A 22,029-nucleotide genomic window follows, 5' to 3' on the forward strand; every position below is an offset into this window, starting at 1 on the left:
GACCGCAACGATTCACAGGGGGACCCCACATGGGCAAGACCGCACTGATCACCGGAGTCACCGGACAGGACGGCTCGTACCTCGCCGAGCTCCTGCTCTCCAAGGGCTACACGGTGCACGGGCTCGTGCGGCGGTCCTCCAGCTTCAACACGGAGCGGATCGACCACATCTACCAGGACCCGCACACGGAGAACCGCTCCCTCGTCCTGCACCACGCGGACCTGTCCGACGGGGTCGCCCTGGTGAACCTGCTGCGCGACATACGCCCCGACGAGGTCTACAACCTGGGCGCGCAGTCGCATGTGCGGGTGTCCTTCGACGCCCCGCTCTACACCGGCGACGTCACCGGCCTCGGCGCCCTGCGCCTGCTGGAGGCGATCCGGGCGAGCGGCATCGACACCCGCATCTACCAGGCCTCGTCCTCCGAGATGTTCGGCGCCACCCCGCCGCCGCAGAACGAGGGCACCCCGTTCCACCCGCGCAGCCCCTACGGCGCCGCGAAGGTCTTCGCGTACTGGACCACGGTGAACTACCGCGAGGCGTACGACATGTTCGCCGTCAACGGGATCCTGTTCAACCACGAGTCCCCGCGCCGCGGCGAGACCTTCGTGACCCGCAAGATCACCCGCGCGGTCGCCCGGATCAAGGCCGGCCTCCAGGACCACCTCTACCTGGGCAACCTCGACGCCGTCCGCGACTGGGGCTACGCCCCGGAGTACGTCGACGCCATGTGGCGGATGCTCCAGCAGGACGAGGCGACCGACTACGTGGTCGCCACCGGTGTCGCCGCGACCGTCCGCGAGTTCGTCGAGTCCTCCTTCACCCACGCCGGGCTCGACTGGAACGACCACGTGCGCTACGACGCCAAGTACGAGCGTCCCAGCGAGGTCGACGCCCTCATCGGCGACGCCTCCAAGGCCAACGACCTGCTTGGCTGGAAGCCGTCGGTCCTGGTGGCGGAGCTGGCCCGCATCATGGTCGACGCCGACGTCCGCCAGGTCGAGGACCAACTGGCGGGCGTGACGGTACGGATTGACCGCTGAGGGCTTATATTTCGCCTACGCTTTGCCGTGTCCCGGCCATACTCCGCAGCTCTCTGTGGGTGTGGCCGGGGTAAACCTGCCGTATGTCCGTAGTGCACCCTCCATGCTGAACCCTGTTGATTCCAAGTTGGTATGCAATGGGTCAAGTGAGGTGACCGGGCCCTCACGCGAGCCCTAGTCTGCGCCTGTACATATGGCTGTTCGTCTAGTTCCAGCCATCAAACCGGGCAATTGCCCTGGGGGGCTCATGCGTAGATCCAGAGGGCTGACTGCTGCCCTCGTCCTGTCACTGGCCGGTGCCGGCACCGGTATAGGCCTGGTGCTGATGCCCGAGGCGTCGGCCATCACGCAGCCGGTGGCATTCACGGCCGACGACCTGCCGACCTGGCAGCCGAACGGCATCGTCTTTGCCATGGCCCAGGCCAACGGCACCGTGTTCGCCGGCGGTACCTTCTCGGCGGTCCGTCCGCCGGACAACGCCGGCAGCGGCGCCGAGCAGGAAGCCGTGAACTTCGTCGCGCTCGACGCGGCGACGGGCAACCCCACGTCCTGCAAGCTCGCCTTCACCACCGGCGACGGCAGCGCGACCGTCCGTTCGCTGGTCGTCTCGAAGGACAACAAGACGCTGTACGCGGCCGGATACTTCGGGGCCGTCAACGGCACCCCGGTCTCCAGCGTCGCGGCGATCGACATCGAGACCTGCACCCCCAAGGCGTCGTTCCACCCGAGCTTCCCCGCCACCGTGCGCGCGCTCGCCGTCACGGACGACACCCTGTACGCGGCCGGCGACTTCGGCACCGTGGAGGGCCAGACCCGCGAGCGGTTCGCCGCGGTCGACGCCGGCTCCGGTGCGATCAAGCCCTTCGTCGCCAACGCCGACGAGCCCGGCCGCGCCATCGCGCTCAGCAACGACGGCAAGAACGTCCTGCTGGGTGGCGACTTCTTCTCGGTCAACGGCTCCAACACCCACGCGCTGGCCGTCGTCAACGCCACCACGGGTGCCGTCGCCAAGACCTACAACAACATCCCGTCGAACTCGGTCGTCAAGCACATCTCGGCCGACGCGACCGGCTACTACACGGGCAACGAGGGCTCCGGCGGCGGCGTCTTCGACGGCCGCATCGGTCTCGCCACCAACTTCAACGAGAAGTGGCGCGACCGCTGCCTCGGCGCCACCCAGTTCGTCCTGCCGTACGACGGAGTCCTCTACAGCTCCTCGCACGCGCACGACTGCTCGCTGGAGGGCCAGTTCCCCGACGGCAAGCGCAACTTCCTGCTGGCGCAGCTCACCGACCACGAAGGCGCCGCCCCCGCGCCCGTGGACGGCTTCGTCCGCAGCCCGCGCAAGCTCGGCTGGCACCCCACCGCGAACGACGGCCTCGGCGAGGGCATCGGCCCGCGCGTCATGGCCATCGCGGAGAAGAACGACACCAAGTACATGTGGGTCGGCGGTGAGTTCACCCTGATCAACGGTCAGCCGCAGCAGGCGCTCACCCGCTTCTCCTCCAAGGGCGACGTCGGCGCGCCGACCACCCCGGTGGCCAGCGCGGGCAGCGTCAAGCCCGGCGAGGCCCAGGTCCGCTGGCGCACCAGCTACGACCAGGACGACAGCAAGCTGACGTACCGCATCTACCGCAACGGCTCGGGCACCCCGATCGCCACCGTGGCGGCGGAGTCCCTGGAGTGGGAGCGCCCGCAGGCCTCCTGGATCGACACCACGGTCAAGGCCGGGCAGTCGTACACCTACCGCGTGACCGCGACCGACGGAGCGGGCAACACCAGCGCGCTGTCGGCCACCAGCTCGGTCACCATCCCGAGCTCGGTCCAGTCGTACCCGGACAAGGTCCGCTCGGACGGCGCCAACCTGTACTGGCGCTACGACGACGCGGTCAGCCCGTACGTCGCCGACTCGTCGGCCTCCGGCAACACCAGCGGCATCCAGGTCAACGCCCCGGCGCTGCGCCAGACGCCCGGCGCCGTCGCCGGTACCGGCACGGCCATGGGCTTCAACGGCACCAGCCAGCAGGTGTACAGCGACCACCGCCAGAGCGTCGGGTCCAGCTACACCATCGAGACCTGGTTCAAGACGAACAGCTCGCGCGGTGGCAAGCTGATCGGCTTCGGCAACAACACCACCAGCAACAGCGGCACGTACGACAAGCAGCTGTACATCACCAACACCGGCCGCCTGATCTTCGGCGTGTACAACGGCTCGAACCGGACCATCTCCACCGGTCTGTTCGACTCCTCGTACAACGACAACAAGTGGCACCACGTGGTCGGCACGCAGGGCCCCGGTGGCATGACCCTGTACGTGGACGGTCAGAACAAGGGCACGAACAACGCCTCGACCTCCACCGCGTACGCGGGCTTCTGGCACGTGGGCGGCGACAACCTCGCCGGCTGGCCGACCCGACCGACCAGCAACTTCTTCGCCGGTCAGATCGACGAGACGGCCGTCTACCCGACGGCGCTCACCCAGGCCCAGGTCAAGGCGCACTTCGACCTGGCGAAGGCCCCCACCGACACGGTCACCAAGGTCGTCACGACCGAGGACACCTACGTCAACCAGGGTGCTCCCAACGCCGCCAACGGCGCGGCCACCTCGCTCGCGGTCCGCGGCACGTCGGCGTACCAGACGTACCTGCGCTTCACCCTTCCGGCCGCCCCGGCCGGGCAGGTCCTGAAGGCGGCCTCGCTCCAGGTCAAGACCACGACCCAGGCGGGCGCCGGCACGACCGACACCGTGTCCGTGGTCCCGGTCACCGGTTCCTGGACGGCCGCGGCCACCACGTTCAACACGAAGCCGGCGCTCGGCACCCCCGCCCTCGGCACCCTCGCGGGCGCCGCGGACGGCTCCGCCATCCACGGCATCGACCTGGACACCGCGGCGGTCACCGCCCTGCTGGGCGACAACACCAGCCTCGCGCTGACCAGCACGGGTACCGACCCGCTGTGGCTCTGGTCGTCGGAGTCGACGGCCGCGGACGCCGCTCCGCAGCTGATCCTCACCTTCGGCCCGAAGTAACAACCGCTTGACGGAGTACGGGGCCCGCCTCAGCAGGCGGGCCCCGTACTCCTGTCTCACCACCGGCAAGTACGGGAGCCCCTGATGTACCGACGCCCCGCGGCGGCCGCTGTTCTGCTGGCCGCCGCCCTGACGCTGACCGCCTGCAGTTCGGGCGACGGCAAGGCCGACTCCGAGGCCGCGAAGCCGAAGCCGCCCGCCTCGTCGTCGGTCCCCGACCCGGCGGACGCCCCGCCGGCCTCGGCGACCCCGTCGACCGGCGCGAAGCCGACGGGCCCGGTCCTCCCCGACGCGAAGCTGACCCCGAAGACGGGCAACTTCACCGACAAGGAGAAGAAGTTCCTGAGCGGCCGGGTGCCGGAGAAGATGGACCCGGCGGCCGTCCTCCAGACCGGTCAGGAGTCCTGCCAGCGCGTGGAGCGCACCGCGAAGCGCGACAAGGACGCGGCGACCGGGGCCGTCATCACCGGGGAGATCCCGGGGGCGAAGGACGCCATCACGCTGCTGTGCCCGGAGCAGAAGCCGATCCTCGCGGCCGCGGAGAAGGGCTTCCCCGAAGGTCCCCGGAAGTCGCCCGCCGCGGGCAACTACCGGGCGCTGACCCAGAGCACCACCTGCACCTGGGAGGCGAAGGGCAAGGACGGCGCCGTCCTCGCGTCGGGTCCGGCGGCCCCCCTCAAGGCGGGCGACAAGGTGACGGCCACCATCCCGGCCGGCGCCGCGGAGTTCAACTCCGCGGGCTGCTACGCCTGGATCCGCGCGTAGCGGACCCGCGCCCGCTCCGTACCGCAACGCCGCCGCCGCCCGAACCCCCGGGCGGCGGCGGCGTTTTCGCGTCCCGTTGCCGGGTACCCGCGTGTGACACGACCAAGACTGTGAAGGCGGTAGGTATGCGCGGCATCGGCGGTTGCATCGCCCTGATCGTGGTGGGAGCCATCCTCACCTTCGCGAGCGACTGGAAGATGGAGAGCGTCAACCTCGATCTGGTCGGCCTCATCATGATGGCGGCCGGCGGCATCGGCCTCGCCGTCTACGCCAGCGTCCTCAAGCGCCGGCGCGCGGCCGGGGTCCTCCCGGTGGTCGAGGGTCGACGCGACGGCATCTGACCGCCCCCGGGGCCCGGCCGCGCGGCCGGGCGACCCCGGGGGACACGTGAGGTCCTAGCGGGTGCGTCCCGCGGCGGCCTCGTAGACCGGCAGCAGGGTGTCCAGGACCGCGTCCATCGAGAAGGACTCCGTCGCCAGCTCGCGGGCGGCGACCGAGGCCGCCGCGTTGGCGGCCGGGTCCAGCAGCGCGAGGATCGCCTCGGCGACCCCCGCCGGACCCGGCTCCACGGCCCGGCCGGCCCCCGCCGCGGCGATGTCGCGGGCCAGCCCGTTGGAGTGGGTGACCACCGTCGGGACGCCCACCGAGAGGGCCTCCAGGACCGACATCGGGAACGGCTCCTCCACCGACGGCAGCACGTACACGTGCGCCCGGCGCAGCTCCGTCAGCACCTCGGCGCTGGACAGCGCCCCCGGCACGGTGAACCGGTCGCCGAGCCCCAGGGCCGCGATCCGCGCCAGGACGGAGTCCCGTTCCCCCTCGTCCGGCCCCGCCACCACGAACTCCGCGTCCGGGTGGACGGCCAGCACCGCCGGGGCCGCGTCCACGAAGTCCACCGGACGCTTGCGGGCCTGCAGTCGCGCCGAGTACAGCACGCGCGGCGCCCCGCTCGGCGCGGGCCGTTCCTCCTGCGCCGGAGTGCCGTTGACGAGTCGGACCGCCGACGCGAGCGCGGGCGGACCCACCACGGCGTCCAGGCCCTCCCGTTCGTGCGGGGTCAGGTACAGCACCGCGTCCGCGCCGCGCAGCAGTCGGCGTACCGCCACCGCGTCCAGCACCTTCGCCAGCAGCTTCCCGCTCGGGTCCACCATTCCGTGGGTCTGGAGCACCAGCGGCTTGCGGGCCCGCAGCGCCGCCAGCGCCACCGGCAGCGTGACCAGGTCCCGGGCCAGGTGGACGTGGACGACGTCGGCGTCGCGGACCAGCCGCCCCGCCGAGGCCAGCAGAGCCGGCGAGGTCATCCCGCTGAAGCCGAGGGGGAGCAGCCGCCGGGCCGGGAACAGCTTCGCCGGGACGCCCTCCACCGAGGTCGGCCACGGGTCGGGGAAACCCTCGCCCAGGGCCAGCAGTCGGGCCTCGTGACCGCGCGCCCGCAGCCCCTTGGCGAGGTTCAGCGCGACCCGCACCGGCCCGCCGAAAGCGTGCGAGGGGGAGTGCAGGGTAACGGCGTGCAGGACTCTCACTTGGGCTCCTCCACCGGGCGGCGACGCCCGTCCTGGGTCTGCAGGGTCAACGCCGGCAGGTCCTTGTGGACCACGGCGCCGGCGCCCGCGACCGCGCACCGGCCGATCGTCACGCCGGCCAGCACCGTCGCGCGCACGGCCACCCACGCGCCGTCCTCCACGACGATCGGGGCGTTGCGGTAGCGGAAGTCCGCGGCCCGGTGGTCGTGCGAGCCGGTGCAGAGCATCGCCTCCTGCGAGACGCACACGTTCGCCCCGATGGTCACCGGTTCCAGGTTCAGCAGCCAGGCGCCCTCGCCGATCCAGGCGTGGTCCCCGACGGTCAGTTTCCACGGCCACAGCACCCGCACCCGGTGGCGGATCAGCACACCCTCGCCGATCTTCGCCCCGAAGGCCCGCAGCAGCGCGACGCGCAGCCGGGCCGGGCAGAACCAGGCCATGAACACCGTGTTCATCACGGCGAACCAGAGCGCCTGCGTGAGCAGTCCGCGCCCCTTCTCGTATCCGGCCAGCGTGAACGCAGGAAGATCCCGCAACTGTCGCCCCTCGTCGTCCGCCCCCGAGCACCGTCGGCGGGCGTCTCCCCCGGCCGCGCCTCCCCGGGCGCCGCCCGCTCAGACTAGACTGCGCGCGGACCAGGCACACCGGGTGGGGGCAGCAGTGGCAACAGACGTACACAAGCCCGCCGTCACGCGCCCGATACCCGGCGTGCCCGACCCGGACGACGAGAAGAAATGGGGTCGGGTCACCACCCCGCGGACCCTGCTCTCGCGCGCGTTGTCCATCCCGCTCATCCTCGGCTTCAGCGTCTTCCTGCCGCTCGTGGTCGCCGTCCAGTCCGGTGACGGCCAGCACGACGCCGCCTTCTGGCTCCAACTCCTGCTCACCATGTACGCGGGCGCCCGGCTGTCCGCGATGGTGCTGACCAGCCGCCGCAAGCTCCTCCAGGGCTCGTTCTGGCTGTTCGTCTACATGGCGATGGGGGTGGCCCCGCTCGCCCAGGCCGTCCTCGGCCGGGTACCCACGCCCGTGGTCGGGCCACGCTCCGACCTGACGCTCGCCATCGGCCTCGTCCTGCTCGGCTGCCTCGCGTTCGACGTCGGCGTCCTCCTCGCCCGGCACCGGCCGACGGGCCTCGCCGGGGGGTCCCGCAAGGAGGAGAAGCCGGTCATGGCGCACAAGCGGCGCCTGCAACTGCTGACCGTCCTCGCCTTCCTGGGCAGCGCGGCCCTCATCGTGAAGCTGGGCGGCCCCAGCGTCTTCTTCTCCAGCCGCCAGGAGATCATCGCCGGCATCGAGGAGGCGGGCGTCTCCAACGGCGACGGGCAGGCCGGCCAGGCCCTGCTGCGCGGCTTCGGCACCGTACCGGCGCTGCTCGCCCTGCTCCTGTACACGCGCTGGCTGATCACCTCGAAGTTCGCCCGCCGCAAGGTGTCGATCATCGTCACCTGGGCGGGGCTGGCCGCGCTGAACCTCGTGGTCAACAACCCGATCTCGAACCCGCGCTACTGGTTCCTCACCGTCATGTTCGCGCTGCTGTTCACCGTCTTCCCGGTGAGCGCCGCGATGTACCGGGTGGCGCTGTCGATGGCCGTGGTGATCGCCCTGCTCGTCTTCCCGTTCGCGGACCGCTTCCGGTACGACGAGAAGAACTACAAGCCGGTCGAGACGACCTCGTTCCTGGAGCCGATGGCGCTCAAGGACTACGACCAGATCGGCATGTTCGCCAACACCATCACCTACGCGGACTCCGGCCCGGGCCACTCCTACGGGCGCCAGCTCGCCGGTTCCGTCTTCTTCGCCGTGCCCCGCTCGGTCTGGCCGAGCAAGGCACGCGACACCGGCGTGATGGTCGGCCAGTGGATGGGCACGATCAACACCAACCTCTCCTCCCCGATCTGGGCGGAGCTGTGGCTGGACTTCGGCACGCTGGGCATGGGCGCGGGGCTGCTGGTGATGGGCTACGCGGCCGCCCGCGTCGACCGGCGGTACGCGAAGCGCGCCACCCGCCGGTCCCCACCCGGCAGCCTGATCTCGGTGGTCGTCCCGCTGGTCGCGGGCTACTCCTTCATCCTGCTGCGCGGACCGCTGCTCCAGGCCTCGGGCCGCGTCGCGATAGCGGCCATGTGCCTGGCCCTCGTGGCGACGTACCGCACGGACACGGACACCACCCTGCGCTGATCCGCCGCCGGGGCCTGCGACGAGCCCCGCACGGGGTCAGACGGCGCCGCGGCTCTCGGTCACCGGGTCGGGCGCCCGGCCCGCGGTCACCGGCGGCACGGGCAGCCGTACGACGCGCGACCAGCCGGCGGCCGCCTTGGCGGCCGAGCCGACGGCCAGCCCCCACGCGGCGCCGGCGACGCCCCACGCCGCGTACCCGCCCAGCAGCAGCCCCACCGACAGCAGCGAGAACACCACCTGGAGCGAGAGCGTCGCCTTCGGGTTCAGCACCCGAAGGGTCAGCAGGGCGCAGGTGCCCAGCCCCATCACCGCGTACTGGGCGCCCGTCGCCGGCAGCAGCGCGGCGGCCGCCGTCCAGGTGTCGCCCAGCAGTTGGCGGCCCACGGAATCGGGCAGCGCGTACAACACCGCCCCCCAGCCGGCGCCGAGGACGGCCAGCGCGCCGCCCATCAGCAGCGTCAGCCGGACCACACCCCGCTTGCCGGAGGCCCGGCCCACCACGGGCGGCCCGAAGGCGTTCGCGGAGTTGAACAGCACGTTGAGCGGCCCGAACAGGGTCGTCGCGCCGCGCAGCGCCCCCACGGCCAGGGGCGTCGCGAAGACGCCGAGGCCCAGGACGGCGAGCTGACTGGACCCGTTGCCCACCGCGAACTCGACGACGAACCGCTGCCCCAGGTGACCGCGGCGCAGGTACGGACGCGGATCCGTCGCCGCGCCCCGCACGGCCGGCCGCAGCAGGAGCAGCCCCAGGGCCAGGGCGGGCAGCGCGGAGACCCCCCACACCAGGACGAGCCGTCCCGCCGACGCCCCTTCGGGCTGGAGCAGCAGGGCGGGCACCACGCACACCAGGCGCAGCGCGTCGGCGGCCAGGGCCCGCTCGGGCGCGCGCAGCGCGGAGAAGCAGTACCGCAGTCCGTCCTGTACGAGCACCGGCGGCAGGACCAGACCGAGCGCGAGGACGGCCCACCCGGTGGCCCCGGGCAGCAGCAGGCCCACGAGGACGAGCACGACGCCGACGGCGGTCGCGGCCGCCGCGGTGAAGGCGACGGCCGAGCGGCACACCGTCGGGAGCCGCGCGCCCTTCTCCAGCACCACGGTCTGGCCGACGTAGGCCATGTTCAGCCCGAGGAGCACGGTGAACGTCACGTACACCATCGAGAAGTCGGCGAACCCGGCTGCCGAGGACAGCCGGGCGGCCAACACCAGCACCAGGATGTTGGTGGCGCTGGAGGCCGCCTGGTCCAGGACCGAGGCGACCGCTGCGAGTCCCCGCCGACTCACCGCCGGCCCATGCGGACCGTTCGCAGCGCCACGGTGTCGGTGCCGTCACCGGGGATGTGCTGCTCCGGCTCGGCCACCTCGTAGGGGATCGGCTGCGGCGCGGACGGACCGGCCGGCCCGCGGGCCGGCCGGTCCTGCGAGGCAGTTTCCCCCTTGCCCTTGCCGCGTCCGCGCTTCTCGGTGGGCAGCGGGGTGTGCAGCACCGCGCCGAGCACCGTGCCGCCCGCGCCGCTGATCAGTTCGCGGATGCGGGAGAGGTCGGTGCGCCGCACGGCACGCGGGTCACAGACGACCAGCACCCCGTCGACGCGGTCGACGAGCGCGAGGGCGTCGGCGTACGAGAGCACGGGCGGCGCGAGCACCACGACCGTGGAGTTGGGGGAGTCGGCCTCGGAGATCAGCCGGGTCGAGCGCGGGGACGTCAGGGCGCGGGCGACGTTGCGGACCCGCTCGCCCGGGATCAGGTCGAAGGCACCGGACTCACCGGCGTCCACGACGAGCTGACGTCCGTCGGGCCAGTCGGAGTCGCCGCTCTGCCCGGCGGCGGGACCGCCCGGCATCTGGCTCCAGCGCGGCCGGCCTCCCGCGTCGGTCGGCAGCTGGCTCGCCAGCACCGGGGTGCGCAGGTCCGCCTCGATGAGCAGGACGTCCTTGCCGGTCTCGGCGAAGGAGGCGGCCAGGTTCACGGCCACCGCCGCGGCGGTCTCGCTGGAGCCGCGCGGGGCGACGACCAACAGGCGGCGCCGGTCGGCGAACCGGGCGTCGTACGCGAGCCGGAACGCCACCGAGCGGAACTCCTCGGCGAGCCGCGGATCCTCCTCGCCGGCCGCGAGCAGCGGACCGCCGCCGGTCTTGTCCCGCGGCAGGGAGCCCAGTACGGGGGCGCGCAGGGCCCGGGCGACATCGCCCTCGGAGCGCGGAGCCGGGTCGAAGACGAGCCGGACCCAGGCGGCGAGCAGGCCGAGCGCGAGGCCCACGGCCGCGCCGATCGCCAGCGACATCGGGATGCCGGGGCCGTCGGGCTCGGACGGCGGGGTCGCGGGGCTGGTGACGCGCCCCGGGGTCATGTCGAGGGCTTCGAGCTTGGTGATGCTGTTGTTGTAGCGGCCGACCTCGCTCTGGAGGTCGGTCTTGCTGGAGGTGGCCGCGTCCCGGGTGGCGCCCGCCGGCATCCGGGAGATGTCCTTGGACAGCTCGTCCAACTGCTTGGCGACCGGGTCGCGCTGGTCCTGGTAGCCCTTGACCATCTTGTCGCGGGTGACGTCGAGGGCCTCCTGCCGCTTGAGCAGGTAGGCGCCGGTCATCGCGTTGGCGCGCTTGGCGGCCTCCTGGGGGGAGGACGAGGTGTAGGTGAAGCGCAGGACCATCGTCTGCGGCGGGTTGGTGACCTGGAGACCCGAGCGCAGACCGGCGAGGCCGGACGCGGTGACGCCGAGCTTCTTCGCGGCCTCGTTGGCGATGGAGCTGGAGAGCGCGACCTGGCGCTCGGAGCCGATGTTGATCGCCTTGTCGGGCGCGAGGCTCGGGTTGAACGGGTCGTCGGTGGGCGCGCGCAGCACGACGTCGGCGGTGGCGACGTACGTGTCGGCCGTGGATATGCCGAGGTAGACACCACCCAGCAGGCCGACGCCGACGCCCGCCAGGAGAAGTCGGCGGTAGCGCAGGAGCTGCTTGAACTGGTCCCGGAGGAGGTCGGGTTCGTCCTCTGCCGGAGCCGCTGCCGGGCGGTTCGTCTCGATCACGGCCGGGGACCCCCAAGTGCTTCGTCTATCAGTGCGTCGATGCGGGCGAGACCCGCTTCCCTGCTCAGGTGGGCCGCCACGTGGGCGGGCCCGGCGGCCCCCAGCGCGTTCGCGCCTTCGGGATCCTCGGCCAGGGCCCGGACGGCCTTCAACAGGGCGTCGGGGTCCTCCGGCGGTACGAGCACCCCCGCGCCCGAACGTTCCACTTCCTGGGCCGTTCCGCCCTGTGCCGCGACGGACGCGAGGACGGGCCGGCCCGCCTGGAAGTACGAGGTGAGCTTGGACGGCACGCTCATGTCCATCACCGCCGCGTGCTGCGTGACCGCGAGCACGTCCGCCGCCGCGAGGATATCCGGGAACTCGCCGTCAGCGGCAGGGGGGATGATGTCAAGGTTCGGCACATCGGCGGCGAGGTCGGCGAGAGTGGAGCGCTGGCTTCCGTCACCCATGAGGACAAAGCGGACGTTCGGATCCAGTCGCGCGGCACCGACGAGCACTTCCAGACCCTGCTTGAGGCCCATGTTCCCGGAGTGCAGGACCACCGTCTGACCAGGGGCCCAGCCCAGATGCCGGCGGGTCTCGCCGCGCGGCTTCGTGGGGACCGACACGTGGGACCAGTTGGGCACCAGGCGGATCCTCTTCGGGTCCACGCCCATCCCGACGACCCGGTCCACGAACGTCTCGTGAATCACACCGACCAGGGTGGCGCGCTTGAGGGCGTACGCCTCGGCGCGACCGGCGACGGCGGCCGCCTTGTCGCCGCCGCTGATCCCGCTCTGCGCGGCGGCGGCGCCCATCAGGTCCTGGACCACCGGGACGTAGGGGACCTTCCACTTGGCCGCGAGTCGCGCCGCGAGGACCCCGCCGGCCAGGCTGGGCATCTGGGCCATGACCGCGTCCGGCTTCTTCATCCGCGGCGGGGCCGCGGCCCCGTGCAGCAGAATCGATCCTTCGAAGAGGGCCCGCTTCACGGCGGTCTGGCGCTGCGGAACGGTGTGCGCGCGCCGGTGCACGGTCACCCCGGCGCGCTGCTCCGTGCGCCGTAGCGCCCCCTTGTACTCCGGCTCGAGAGACCAGGCCGGGTAGTGCGGCATGCCCGCCAGTACATGGGTCTCGTGGCCGAGATCCGCCCAGTGCTCGGCGATCTGGGTGGCGTACGGCCCGATCCCCGCGTGCTCAGGAGCGTAATTGGTGGAAACCAGCAGCAGGCGCCGGTGACCGGATCTGGACACTGAAGGTCCCCTTCTCCCCTGGATGATGCGCACGTCACCCTATTCGTTCACCGACGTGACGCGGTACGTGCACGCTATTGTCTGCTAATCCGCCACACCGGGGGGTGTGGCTCATGGGGGGTAACCGATGACGGAGCAGGACATGTCAGACCTTGGTGCGTCCGCGCGCAGGCCGTATCGAGTGGGCTACGCGCCGGGTGCGTACGATCTGTTCCATATCGGACATCTCAATATCCTTCGCCACGCCCGGAGTCAGTGCGACTACCTGGTGGCCGGCGTGGTGTCGGACGAGATGGCCGAACTCGCCAAGGGCCGCCGCCCGATGATCCCGCTGGTGGAGCGGCTGGAGATCGTCCGCAGCGTCAAGTACGTCGACGCCGCCTTCGTCGAGACGGTCCCGGACAAGGTGGAGACCTGGAAGCAGGTCCGCTTCGACGTCATCTTCAAGGGCGACGACTGGCGCGGCACCCCCAAGGGCGACCGTCTGGAGAAGGACTTCGCCGAGCACGGCGTCGACGTCGTCTACTTCCCCTACACGGTCCACACCTCCAGCACCCAGCTCCGTCGGGCCCTGGACGCCCTGTCGCAGCCGCTCGTCCCGCCCCAGGTCGCCCACCTCGCCGGCGAGGGCCTCAGCGCGGAACGGCGCTGAGCTCCCGGTACCACTTGGCGAGGAACGCCAGCAGGAACAGCACGGCGACCGCGCCCAGTCCCGCGTACGCCCAGCGGAACAGCTCCCCGCCGCCGAGCAGCAGGAACACCAGACAGAACACCCCGTAGTCCACGGGCAGCAGTGCGACCGCGCGCACGGTCGACGGCGCGGCGGCGGCGCTTCCCGGCGCCGGCCTGGGCTTGAGCTTCTCGGTGAGCAGCCCGCCGAAGAAGGTGACGATCGCGGCGAACTGGAAGCCGAGCGGCACCAGCAACCAGCCGTCCCCGCCCGTCCCGTACGCGTCGGGGAAGCGGTAGAAGGCGATCAGCACGCAGGTGTGCAGGGCCGTCAGCTTGGCGCAGTCCACGACGTGGTCCAGCCATTCGCCCGAGGCGCTGCCGCCCCCGCGCAGCCGCGCGAGCTGGCCGTCGGCGGAGTCGAAGGCGAAGCCGACCGCGAGCGCGGCCCACACGACGATCCCGAGCCCCCACGAGGGCGCGGCCAGCGCGACGGCCGCGACCGCGGCGAAGCTGAAGGCCGCGCTGATCAGCGTGACCTGGTTCGGGGTGAGACCGAGGGCGTGCGACCCGGCGGCCAGGTACCGCCCGGCGGGACGGTTGACGTACCGGGAGTAGAGCGACACGCCCTTCGCCGACTTCTGCGCCCCGCGCAGCTCCCGCAACGCGGTCCCGAATCTCGCCATCCGGCCAAGCCCCTTTGAACGTGTGTACGTATGAAGGGCACATCATCGCAGGACCGGTGCGGCCTTCCGCCCGGGATGTGCCCGGACGTCCTGAAGCAGCAGTACGGACAGGTTCGCGGCGGCGGTGAGCACCGCCGCCACCAGCAGCGGGACCGTCGTCCCCGCGACCGCCGCGAGCGGCGCCGCCGTCGCGAGGCCCAACGGCCGGGCGGCGAACGAGATCAGGGTGTCGAAGGAACCGACCCGCCCCAGGGTCTCCGGCGGGACACGGCGCTGGATCTCCGTCTCCCACAGGGGGCTCAGCAGCCCCACGCCGAACATGGCGACGAAGAGGGCCGCGGCCGTGACCGCGAGCGGCGACCGCAGGGCGAAGGCCGTCAGCGGCAGGGCCTGGAGCGAGGACGCGACCGCCACCCAGACCAGCGGCCGTCCCACGCGCAGCCGACCGGCGAGCCAGACCCCGACGAGCATCCCGGCCGTGCCCAGTTGCGCGACGACCACCCAGGCGCCCTCGCCCCCCAGGCTCCGCACGGCGATCAGCGGACCCAGGGTGAGCAGCAGGCCGGCCGCGAGGTGCCAGACGCCGTGGGCCACGACATTGGCCAGAAACCACGGGTGCCGCCGGGTCTCCGCCCAGCCGGCCCGCAGTTCCGTGAGGAAGCGGGCGCGTGCCTCGCTCCGGTCGGGCGCCGGGGTGCGCAGCCCGCCCAGGGTGAGCGCGGAGCAGACGAACAGGGCGCTGGTGAGCAGGGAGGACCAGCCCGCGCCGACGAGCAGCACCATCGCGCCGGCGGCGGCGGGTCCGGCCATCAGGGCGAGGGCGTTGGCCACCCCCAGCCGGGCGTTGACCCGCAGTCGGCCCTCCTCGGGGACGACGCCCGCCACCAGCGTCCGGGCGGAGGGGTTGCCGAAGGCCACGGCGACCCCGGTCACGGCGGCCAGCGCCGCGAGCTCGGGGATCCGTACGGGGCCGGACAGCAGCAGCGCGCCGGTGCCCAGTTGCGCGGCGGCGCGCGCGAGGTCGGAGACGAGCACCACCCGTCGGGCGGGGTGGCGGTCGGCCACCACGCCCGCGAGGGGCAGGAGGAGCAGCATCGGGAGCAGCTCGGCGGCGAGCACCAGGCCGAGGTCGCCGGCCGAACCGGTGCGCACCACCGCGAGGGTGAGGGTGGTGGGGATCAGGGCCGTGGCGAAGGCGGCGAAGGCGCGCCCGGTGAGCAGTCGCCAGATCGTCGGGGTCATGACACCGGACACTATTTCGCCAGCGAATGATTCGTCAACGAAATGCTTTGGGCGGGTGCGATACTGCCGCCCATGGACACCGAGGACTCCGTCGACCGGCACATCGCCCGCTGGAGCGGCAAGGTTCCCTTCGACGTGCCCACCGAGGAGGTCATCACCCGCATCCAGCTCCTCGCCAAACACGTGAAGTACGGCAAGGAACGGGCGATGGCCGAGACCGGTCTGCAGGAGTTCGAGTTCGAGACCCTCCACCGGCTCGCCTCCCGGGGCGCCCCCTGGCGGGCCCCCTCCTCCGAGCTGGCCGCCGAGATGCTGCTCTCCCCGGCCGGGATGACCGGCCGCCTGGACACCCTGGAGAAGGCCGGTCTCATCCGGCGGATCCGCGCCGCCGGGGACCGTCGCCGTGTCGACGTCGAGCTCACCGACGAGGGACACCGCCGCTGGACCGACGCCATGCGCTGGCGCGGCATCGCCGAGGCGCGGTTGATCGGACCGCTCGACGACGCCGAACGGGCCGCGCTCGCCGCCCTCCTCAAGCGGATGCTCCTCCACGCCGAAACGGGCTGACCCGCCCCCCGCCCCCGGGACACCGCCGCCCTCAACCCGCCACCCTCAACAGCAGCACCGACCTGGCCGGAACCGACAGCGCCTCCCCGCCCCGGTGTCGGGTCGCGGGCGCCGCGCCCTGCTCCTCCCGCGAGGTGTCCAGCACCAGTTCGTACGTCGTCGCCCACGGCGCGCCCGGCAGCATCCACTCCACCGGCCGGTCCCCGGCGTGCAGCAGCGCCAGGAAACTGTCGTCCGTCACCTGCCGACCCCGCTCGTCGCGCCCCGGGATGTCGCGCCCCGACAGGTACAGGCCCAGCGCGGCGGCCGGCGCGTACCAGTCCCGCTCCGTCATCTCCTTGCCGCCGGGGGTGAACCAGGCCAGGTCCCGCAGCCCGTCCGCGCCCTGCGCCCGCCCCGAGAAGAACGCCCGCCGGCGCAGCACGGGATGCTCGCGGCGCAGCGCCAGCACCCGCGTGGCCAGGGCGAACAGCTCCCGCCACACCGGGTCCTCCAGCAGCGACCAGTCGACCCAGCTCGTCTCGTTGTCCTGGCAGTACGCGTTGTTGTTGCCGCCCTGCGTGCGGCCGAACTCGTCACCGGCCACCAGCATCGGCACGCCCGTCGACAGCAGCAGAGTGGTCAGCAGGTTCCGCAGCTGCCGGCGCCGCAACGCGCCGATCCGGGGGTCGTCGGACTCGCCCTCCGCCCCGCAGTTCCACGACCGGTTGTCGTTGGTGCCGTCCCGGCCGTCCTCGCCGTTGGCCTCGTTGTGTTTGCGCTCGTGGCTCACCAGGTCGCGCAGGGTGAACCCGTCGTGCGCGGTCACGAAGTTCACCGAGGCGTACGGCCGCCGCCCGCCCCACGCGTACAGGTCGCTGGATCCGGACAGCCGGTACCCGAGGTCCCGCACGTCGGGCAGCGCGCCCCGCCAGAAGTCCCGGACCGCGTCCCGGTAGCGGTCGTTCCACTCCGTCCACAGCGGCGGGAACGCCCCCACCTGGTAGCCGCCGGACCCCACGTCCCACGGCTCGGCGATCAGCTTGACCCTCCTCAGCACCGGATCCTGGGCGATCACCGCGAGGAACGGCGAGAGCATGTCCACGTCGTGCATCGAGCGGGCCAGCGCCGCCGCCAGGTCGAAGCGGAAGCCGTCCACGCCCATCTCCGTCACCCAGTACCGCAGCGAGTCGGTGATCAGCCGCAGCACGTGCGGGCGCCCGGCGTGCAGGGTGTTCCCGCAGCCCGTGTAGTCGGCGTACCGGCGCTGGTCGGACTGGAGCCGGTAGTAGCCCCGGTTGTCGATCCCGCGCAGGGACAGCGTCGGGCCCAGCTCGCCCGCCTCCGCCGTGTGGTTGTAGACCACGTCGAGGATGACCTCGATCCCGGCCGCGTGCAGCGCCTTCACCATCCGCTTGAACTCGCCGACCTGCTGCCCGGTCGTCCCGCTCGACGAGTAGCCCGCGTGCGGGGCGAAGTAGCCGATCGAGTTGTAGCCCCAGTAGTTGCGCAGGTTCCGGCGCAGCAGATGGTCCTCGTGCGCGAACTGGTGCACCGGCAGCAGTTCCACCGCCGTCACGCCGAGCCGGGTCAGGTGCTCGATCGCGGCCGGGTGGGCCAGGCCGGCGTAGGTGCCGCGCAGTTCCTCGGGAATGCCCGGATGGCGCATCGTGAAGCCCCGCACGTGCAACTCGTAGATCACCGAATCGGCCCAGGGGGTCTTGGGCCGGACGTCGTCCGCCCAGTCGTCGTCGTCGTGGACGACGACCCCCTTCGGCACGGACGGCGCCGAGTCCCGGTCGTCGCGCACGGTGTCCGCGATGTACTGCTGCGGCCAGTCCCGGACGTGGCCGTACACCTCGGGCGGCAGCCCGAAGTCGCCGTCCACGGCCCGCGCGTACGGGTCCAGGAGCAGCTTCGCCGGGTTGTACCGGGCGCCCGTCCAGGGGTCCCAGCGCCCGTGGACCCGGAATCCGTACCGCTGTCCGGGGCGCACGCCCGGCACGAAGCCGTGCCAGATCTCGTGCGTGAGCTCCGTCAGGGCGCACCGGGTCTCGGTGCCGGACCCGTCGAACAGGCACAGTTCCACCGCCTCCGCGCCCTGCGCCCACAGCGCGAAGTTGGTGCCCGCGACCCCGTCCGGCCCGGTCCGGAACCGCGCCCCCAAGGGGTGCGAGGACCCGGGCCACACCGCCGGCCCCGGACGCGCGGACACCCGTGACGCGGGGCCGGGCCGCGCTGTGACCTGGCCGTTCGTCCGGCCGTTCGCCTGACCGTTCGACTGCCCGTCGAGGTGCGGTACGGGCGCGGTCCCGCCGCGCCGTACGTCACCCTCGACGGCTTCCACCGCCTCTTGCTCGGCTGCGCTCGACACTGCCCGCCTCCACGGCTCTCGGTACCTGCGGGGGTGGGGAGTGCGCGGTCCCGGCGTCCCGGCCGAGTCCGCCCCCGTCTGGTCCTTCCCACTGTTCTGCCCGTACTGCCCCGCCCGGAACGTGGGCCGCGCCCACGTTTCCCCCGGAGGGGGCCGGTCGTTGGACAGTCCGTGACTCATCTGACGAGGCGGGCAGGGGCGGGCTTGGCCGCCATGGCGGCATGGGCGGGCCTGCTGGGCGGGCTCACCGGCTGCACCAAGGACGGCGGATCCCCGGTCGAGATCCAGCTGCCCGGCAAACCCCGGTCGCCGGACGAGGCCATCCGGATCACCCCCGGGGACAACGCCAAGGGGGTCCCGGCCGACGGGCCGCTGGTCGTGAACGTCCCCGAAGGACGGCTGGAACGGGTCGTCGTCACCAAGGTGGAGGACGCCCAACAGGAACAGGTCCCCGGCACCATCGCCGCCGACGGGCTCAGCTGGAACCCGGACCCGGCGGCCGGGCGGCTCTCGCTCGCCGCCAAGTACACCGTGGACGCGGTCGCCCTCGACGGGCACAACCGCCGCCAGGCCCGGCACACCACCTTCACCACCTACGTTCCCGAGGAGCGGTTCATCGGCTACTTCAAGCCCGAGAACCGCTCCACCGTGGGCACCGGCATGATCGTCTCCTTCAACTTCAACCGCGCCATCAAGCAGCGCGCCGAGGTGGAACGGGCCATCACCGTCACCTCCAGGCCGGCCGTGCAGGTCGTCGGCCACTGGTTCGGGGACGGCCGCCTCGACTTCCGGCCCAAGGAGTACTGGAAGCCGGGCACCGAGGTCACCGTGAAGATGAACCTCCGCGACGTCGAGGGCGCGCCCGGTTCGTACGGGATCCAGGACAAGACCGTCACCTTCACGGTCGGTCGCTCCCAGATCTCCACCGTGGACGCCGCCGCGCACACCATGGAGGTCCGCCGGGGCGGGGAGCTGGTGTCCACCGTCCCGATCACCGCGGGCGCCCCGAAGAACACCACCTACAACGGCAAGATGGTGGTGATGGAGATGTTCGACGTGACCCGGATGAACGGTCAGACCGTCGGCTTCGGCGGCGAGTACGACATCCCCGACGTGCCCCACGCCATGCGGCTCACCAACTCCGGCACCTTCCTGCACGGCAACTACTGGGCCAGCCCCGACACCTTCGGCAGCACCAACGTCAGTCACGGCTGCGTGGGCCTGCGCGACGACAAGGGCGGCGGTTCGGACACCCCGGCGGGCTGGTTCTTCGACCGGACCCTGGTCGGGGACGTCGTGGTCGTCGAGAACTCGCAGGACAAGACGGTCTCCCCCAGCAACGGCCTGGGCGGCTGGAACATGACCTGGGCCGACTGGGTCGCCGGCTCGGCCGCCCGCTGAGCGGCCGCCCCCCCGGTCGCATCAATCGAGTGATTGTCGGACCGGATGGCCGTAGCGGGATCGTGTCGTCGATCCGGCACGCCGGAACCTGCCGTCAGCCTGTCGCCAACAGCGCAGGCAACGGACGGAGCGTCATGTCAGCAAGGAACTGGACCCTCGGCCTCGCGATCGGGGCCGTGCTCACCGCCGGCGCCCCCGCGGCCCTCGCCGCGGGCTCCGGCGGCGAGCAGCCGGTACGGGCCCTGCGAGCCCCCCTGCCGGGCGGGCTCGGTCCCTGCGTCCCGGGCACCTGCCCGAACCCGTTCCCCCAGATCGGCACCGGAACCCGGCCCGTCGGCACCGACAACGCCGTGAACATCTTCGTCGGCGGCGACTTCCTCGTCCGCGAGCGCGCGGCGGAGGCCGAGGGCCGGGTCGTGGTCCTCGGCACCTTCGACCAGGACAAGGTGGCGGGGGCGAGCTCCGCCTACAACATCGGGATCGTCGGCGCGGGCTCCCTGGTCCAGCCGCCGCTCGGCTCGGACTTCCTCACCACCGGCCGGAACGTGAACATCGCCGCCGGCGAACGACTCATCTCCGACGGCGGCGTGGTCCGTCACGCGGGCACCGCCCCCGGCGCCGGCACGGTCACCGGCACCCTGCGCGCCGACCCGAACGCCGTCGCCCCCTACGCGGGCCTGCGCGACGACCTCACCGCCGCCGGCAAGTGCTACGCCCGGATCGGCGCGGCCCCCCGCCCGGCGACCGGCACGGTGGTCAACCAGGACGGCACCTTCGTCTTCACCGGCGACGACAGCTCCCCGCTCCAGGTCTTCACCCTCGACACCGACCTGGTCGGCCGCAACGGCGGGGCCGTCGGCATCCGCTTCGCCAGGATCCCGGCGAAGGCCACCGTCCTGGTCAACGTCCTCGGCACGACCCGGACGATCAACACCTACAGCGGCACCATCGTCGACGGCGCCGACACCTTCAACGCCCTGCGCACCCGGCTGCTGTGGAACTTCCCGGACGCCACGACGGTCAACCTGAACGGCAGCGGCCAGTTCCAGGGCAGCGTGCTGATCGGCGAGCAGCGTTCCCGGGCCACCGTCACCCTGCCCGGCATGAACGGCCGCTTCTTCACCACCGGCAACCTCACCCACACCGGCATCCAGGGCGGTGGCGGCGGCCAGGAGTTCCACGCCTACCCCTTCGACGGCGACCTCCCCGACTGCGCCCCGCCGGTGACGACCGGCGCGGTGTCCGTGCTCAAGCGGGACGAGACGGGCCGCCCGCTCGCCGGCGCGCGCTTCGAGCTGTGGCGCGAGACCAACGACACGCCCGGCCTCCAGACCACCGGCGCGGAGGCCGACACCAGGGTCACCGAGTGCACCACCCCCGAGAACGGGATCTGCTCCCACACCACGGACCTCGGCCGCTACTACTGGCGCGAGACCGTCGCCCCCGCCGGCCACCGCCCCGCCCCGAACCCGGTCTTCCCGCTGGAGCTGACCGCGGACAACGCGAACGCCGGCGCCCGCGTCACCGTCGACAACGAGCGGCTGCCCGTGCCCACCGCCAAGGTCGTGCTCTGGAAGTCCGACCTCGCCACCGGCGCCGCGCTGCCCGGCGGCCGCTTCGACCTGTGGCGCGAGAGCAACGGCCGCACGGGCCTGCAGACCGGCGGAACCGACCCGGACACCAGGCTCCCCGGCGAGTGCGTGACCGACGCCGACGGCAGCTGCACCGTGTACCTGCCCGTCGGCCCGACGTACTACTGGCGCGAGATCGCGGCACCCGACGGCTACAACCCGCCCGAGGACCCGGTGGTGGCCTTCACCCCGGACGAGGGCGACGTGACGGAGGGAATCGTCGTCAACGTCCCCAACACCAGGGAACCCGAGGAGGACCCGGGCACCCTGCGCGTGGTGAAGAAGGACGCCAAGACCGGGCGGCCGCTGCGCGGCGCCGTGTTCGAGGTCTGGAAGGAGACCAACAACACCGCGGGTCTCCAGACCCGCGGCATCAACGCCGACCGCAGGGTCAAGCCGGGCTGCGCCACCGACCGCGTCGGGATCTGCGACTTCGACCGGCTCTCCGAGGGCTCCTACTACCTGGTCGAGACGGACGTCCCCGAGGGCTACGTCCTGCCGGGGAACCGGGTCACCGGGCCGCTGCGCCTCGACGGGACGACCCCGAACCACCGCCTCGTGGTCACCCTGCACAACAAGCGGGACGACCACGGCAAGGACCCGAAGGGCCCGCGCGCCTGAACCCCGCGCGACCCCGACCGGGTACGCCGGCGGAGTGACCTCCTCACCCCGCCGGCGCACCCGG

General features: G+C 72.2%; 17 protein-coding genes. 9 read left to right on the forward strand and 8 right to left on the reverse strand.

Annotated elements, in window-relative coordinates:
* Positions 1 to 29: 29 nt before the first annotated feature.
* The 4 genes from gmd (at position 30) to ADK55_RS11145 (ending at position 5,177) form a co-directional block, all read left to right on the forward strand.
* Positions 30 to 1,043: a GDP-mannose 4,6-dehydratase gene (gmd, locus tag ADK55_RS11130; RefSeq protein WP_053677532.1), complete on the forward strand. Its 1,014-nt coding sequence runs from the start codon at positions 30 to 32 to the stop codon at positions 1,041 to 1,043.
* Between the two features lie 247 nt (positions 1,044 to 1,290).
* Positions 1,291 to 4,071: a LamG-like jellyroll fold domain-containing protein gene (locus tag ADK55_RS11135; RefSeq protein ID WP_053677534.1), complete on the forward strand. Its 2,781-nt coding sequence runs from the start codon at positions 1,291 to 1,293 to the stop codon at positions 4,069 to 4,071.
* A gap of 84 nt (positions 4,072 to 4,155) precedes the next feature.
* Positions 4,156 to 4,836 (forward strand): hypothetical protein, encoded by a 681-nt coding sequence (locus ADK55_RS11140; protein WP_053677536.1) that lies wholly within the window; start codon positions 4,156 to 4,158, stop codon positions 4,834 to 4,836.
* 125 nt (positions 4,837 to 4,961) lie between these two features.
* Positions 4,962 to 5,177, forward strand: coding sequence for a hypothetical protein (locus tag ADK55_RS11145; protein ID WP_053677538.1), 216 nt, complete (start codon positions 4,962 to 4,964; stop codon positions 5,175 to 5,177).
* 54 nt (positions 5,178 to 5,231) lie between these two features.
* Here ADK55_RS11145 and ADK55_RS11150 read toward each other — a convergent pair whose 3' ends face one another.
* Both ADK55_RS11150 and ADK55_RS11155 read right to left on the reverse strand, forming a co-directional pair.
* The gene (locus ADK55_RS11150; RefSeq protein WP_053677540.1) at positions 5,232 to 6,359 is read right to left on the reverse strand and encodes a glycosyltransferase; all 1,128 of its coding nucleotides are present in this window, start codon (positions 6,357 to 6,359) and stop codon (positions 5,232 to 5,234) included.
* Positions 6,356 to 6,895, reverse strand: a complete 540-nt coding sequence (locus ADK55_RS11155) for a WcaF family extracellular polysaccharide biosynthesis acetyltransferase (protein ID WP_053677543.1) — start codon at positions 6,893 to 6,895, stop codon at positions 6,356 to 6,358. Before ADK55_RS11155 ends, ADK55_RS11150 begins: the two co-directional genes overlap by 4 nt.
* A gap of 124 nt (positions 6,896 to 7,019) precedes the next feature.
* Here ADK55_RS11155 and ADK55_RS11160 point away from each other — a divergent pair, with 124 nt between their 5' ends.
* Positions 7,020 to 8,540, forward strand: coding sequence for a hypothetical protein (locus tag ADK55_RS11160; protein ID WP_420713617.1), 1,521 nt, complete (start codon positions 7,020 to 7,022; stop codon positions 8,538 to 8,540).
* Between the two features lie 36 nt (positions 8,541 to 8,576).
* Here ADK55_RS11160 and ADK55_RS11165 read toward each other — a convergent pair whose 3' ends face one another.
* Genes ADK55_RS11165 through ADK55_RS11175 form a run of 3 tightly spaced genes read right to left on the reverse strand, consistent with a single transcriptional unit; the run spans position 8,577 to position 12,765 of the window.
* Entirely contained in the window at positions 8,577 to 9,821 is a 1,245-nt protein-coding gene (locus ADK55_RS11165; protein WP_053677547.1) for a hypothetical protein, read from the reverse strand.
* Positions 9,818 to 11,563, reverse strand: coding sequence for a lipopolysaccharide biosynthesis protein (locus ADK55_RS11170; RefSeq protein ID WP_053677549.1), 1,746 nt, complete (start codon positions 11,561 to 11,563; stop codon positions 9,818 to 9,820). Before ADK55_RS11170 ends, ADK55_RS11165 begins: the two co-directional genes overlap by 4 nt.
* Positions 11,560 to 12,765, reverse strand: coding sequence for a glycosyltransferase family 4 protein (locus ADK55_RS11175; protein ID WP_053677736.1), 1,206 nt, complete (start codon positions 12,763 to 12,765; stop codon positions 11,560 to 11,562). The genes ADK55_RS11170 and ADK55_RS11175 overlap by 4 nt, the downstream gene beginning before the upstream one ends.
* 172 nt (positions 12,766 to 12,937) lie before the next feature.
* On the opposite strand from ADK55_RS11175, the gene ADK55_RS11180 reads away from it, so the two are divergent.
* Positions 12,938 to 13,447 (forward strand): adenylyltransferase/cytidyltransferase family protein, encoded by a 510-nt coding sequence (locus ADK55_RS11180; protein WP_053677738.1) that lies wholly within the window; start codon positions 12,938 to 12,940, stop codon positions 13,445 to 13,447.
* On the opposite strand, the gene ADK55_RS11185 is transcribed toward ADK55_RS11180, so the two are convergent.
* Both ADK55_RS11185 and ADK55_RS11190 read right to left on the reverse strand, forming a co-directional pair.
* Complete coding sequence (locus tag ADK55_RS11185; protein WP_053677551.1) at positions 13,428 to 14,150, reverse strand: CDP-alcohol phosphatidyltransferase family protein; 723 nt, start codon at positions 14,148 to 14,150, stop codon at positions 13,428 to 13,430. The genes ADK55_RS11180 and ADK55_RS11185 overlap by 20 nt on opposite strands.
* Positions 14,151 to 14,192: 42 nt before the next feature.
* Complete coding sequence (locus ADK55_RS11190) at positions 14,193 to 15,392, reverse strand: MFS transporter (RefSeq protein ID WP_053677553.1); 1,200 nt, start codon at positions 15,390 to 15,392, stop codon at positions 14,193 to 14,195.
* A 72-nt stretch (positions 15,393 to 15,464) separates the two neighbouring features.
* On the opposite strand from ADK55_RS11190, the gene ADK55_RS11195 reads away from it, so the two are divergent.
* Positions 15,465 to 15,959, forward strand: coding sequence for a MarR family winged helix-turn-helix transcriptional regulator (locus tag ADK55_RS11195; RefSeq protein ID WP_053677555.1), 495 nt, complete (start codon positions 15,465 to 15,467; stop codon positions 15,957 to 15,959).
* Positions 15,960 to 15,990: 31 nt separating this feature from the next.
* Here ADK55_RS11195 and glgX read toward each other — a convergent pair whose 3' ends face one another.
* Positions 15,991 to 18,153, reverse strand: a complete 2,163-nt coding sequence (gene glgX, locus ADK55_RS11200) for a glycogen debranching protein GlgX (RefSeq protein WP_234349999.1) — start codon at positions 18,151 to 18,153, stop codon at positions 15,991 to 15,993.
* A gap of 372 nt (positions 18,154 to 18,525) precedes the next feature.
* On the opposite strand from glgX, the gene ADK55_RS11205 reads away from it, so the two are divergent.
* Positions 18,526 to 19,713, forward strand: coding sequence for a L,D-transpeptidase (locus ADK55_RS11205; protein ID WP_053677558.1), 1,188 nt, complete (start codon positions 18,526 to 18,528; stop codon positions 19,711 to 19,713).
* 134 nt (positions 19,714 to 19,847) lie between these two features.
* Positions 19,848 to 21,965 (forward strand): choice-of-anchor A family protein, encoded by a 2,118-nt coding sequence (locus ADK55_RS38475; RefSeq protein WP_159041354.1) that lies wholly within the window; start codon positions 19,848 to 19,850, stop codon positions 21,963 to 21,965.
* Positions 21,966 to 22,029: the final 64 nt, after the last annotated feature.

This window comes from Streptomyces sp. WM4235, from assembly GCF_001279725.1.
Lineage (GTDB): Bacteria > Actinomycetota > Actinomycetes > Streptomycetales > Streptomycetaceae > Streptomyces.

What these genes read in the sequence shown, in the direction of transcription:
- ADK55_RS11135 (WP_053677534.1), top strand. Translation starts at nt 1,291, where the DNA reads ATGCGTAGATCCAGAGGGCTGACTGCTGCCCTCGTCCTGTCACTGGCC.
- ADK55_RS11185 (WP_053677551.1), bottom strand. Translation starts at nt 14,150, where the DNA reads ATGGCGAGATTCGGGACCGCGTTGCGGGAGCTGCGCGGGGCGCAGAAG.
- ADK55_RS11190 (WP_053677553.1), bottom strand. Translation starts at nt 15,392, where the DNA reads ATGACCCCGACGATCTGGCGACTGCTCACCGGGCGCGCCTTCGCCGCC.
- ADK55_RS11180 (WP_053677738.1), top strand. Translation starts at nt 12,938, where the DNA reads ATGTCAGACCTTGGTGCGTCCGCGCGCAGGCCGTATCGAGTGGGCTAC.
- ADK55_RS11205 (WP_053677558.1), top strand. Translation starts at nt 18,526, where the DNA reads ATGGCGGCATGGGCGGGCCTGCTGGGCGGGCTCACCGGCTGCACCAAG.
- gmd (WP_053677532.1), top strand. Translation starts at nt 30, where the DNA reads ATGGGCAAGACCGCACTGATCACCGGAGTCACCGGACAGGACGGCTCG.
- ADK55_RS11145 (WP_053677538.1), top strand. Translation starts at nt 4,962, where the DNA reads ATGCGCGGCATCGGCGGTTGCATCGCCCTGATCGTGGTGGGAGCCATC.
- ADK55_RS11140 (WP_053677536.1), top strand. Translation starts at nt 4,156, where the DNA reads ATGTACCGACGCCCCGCGGCGGCCGCTGTTCTGCTGGCCGCCGCCCTG.
- ADK55_RS11195 (WP_053677555.1), top strand. Translation starts at nt 15,465, where the DNA reads ATGGACACCGAGGACTCCGTCGACCGGCACATCGCCCGCTGGAGCGGC.
- ADK55_RS38475 (WP_159041354.1), top strand. Translation starts at nt 19,848, where the DNA reads ATGTCAGCAAGGAACTGGACCCTCGGCCTCGCGATCGGGGCCGTGCTC.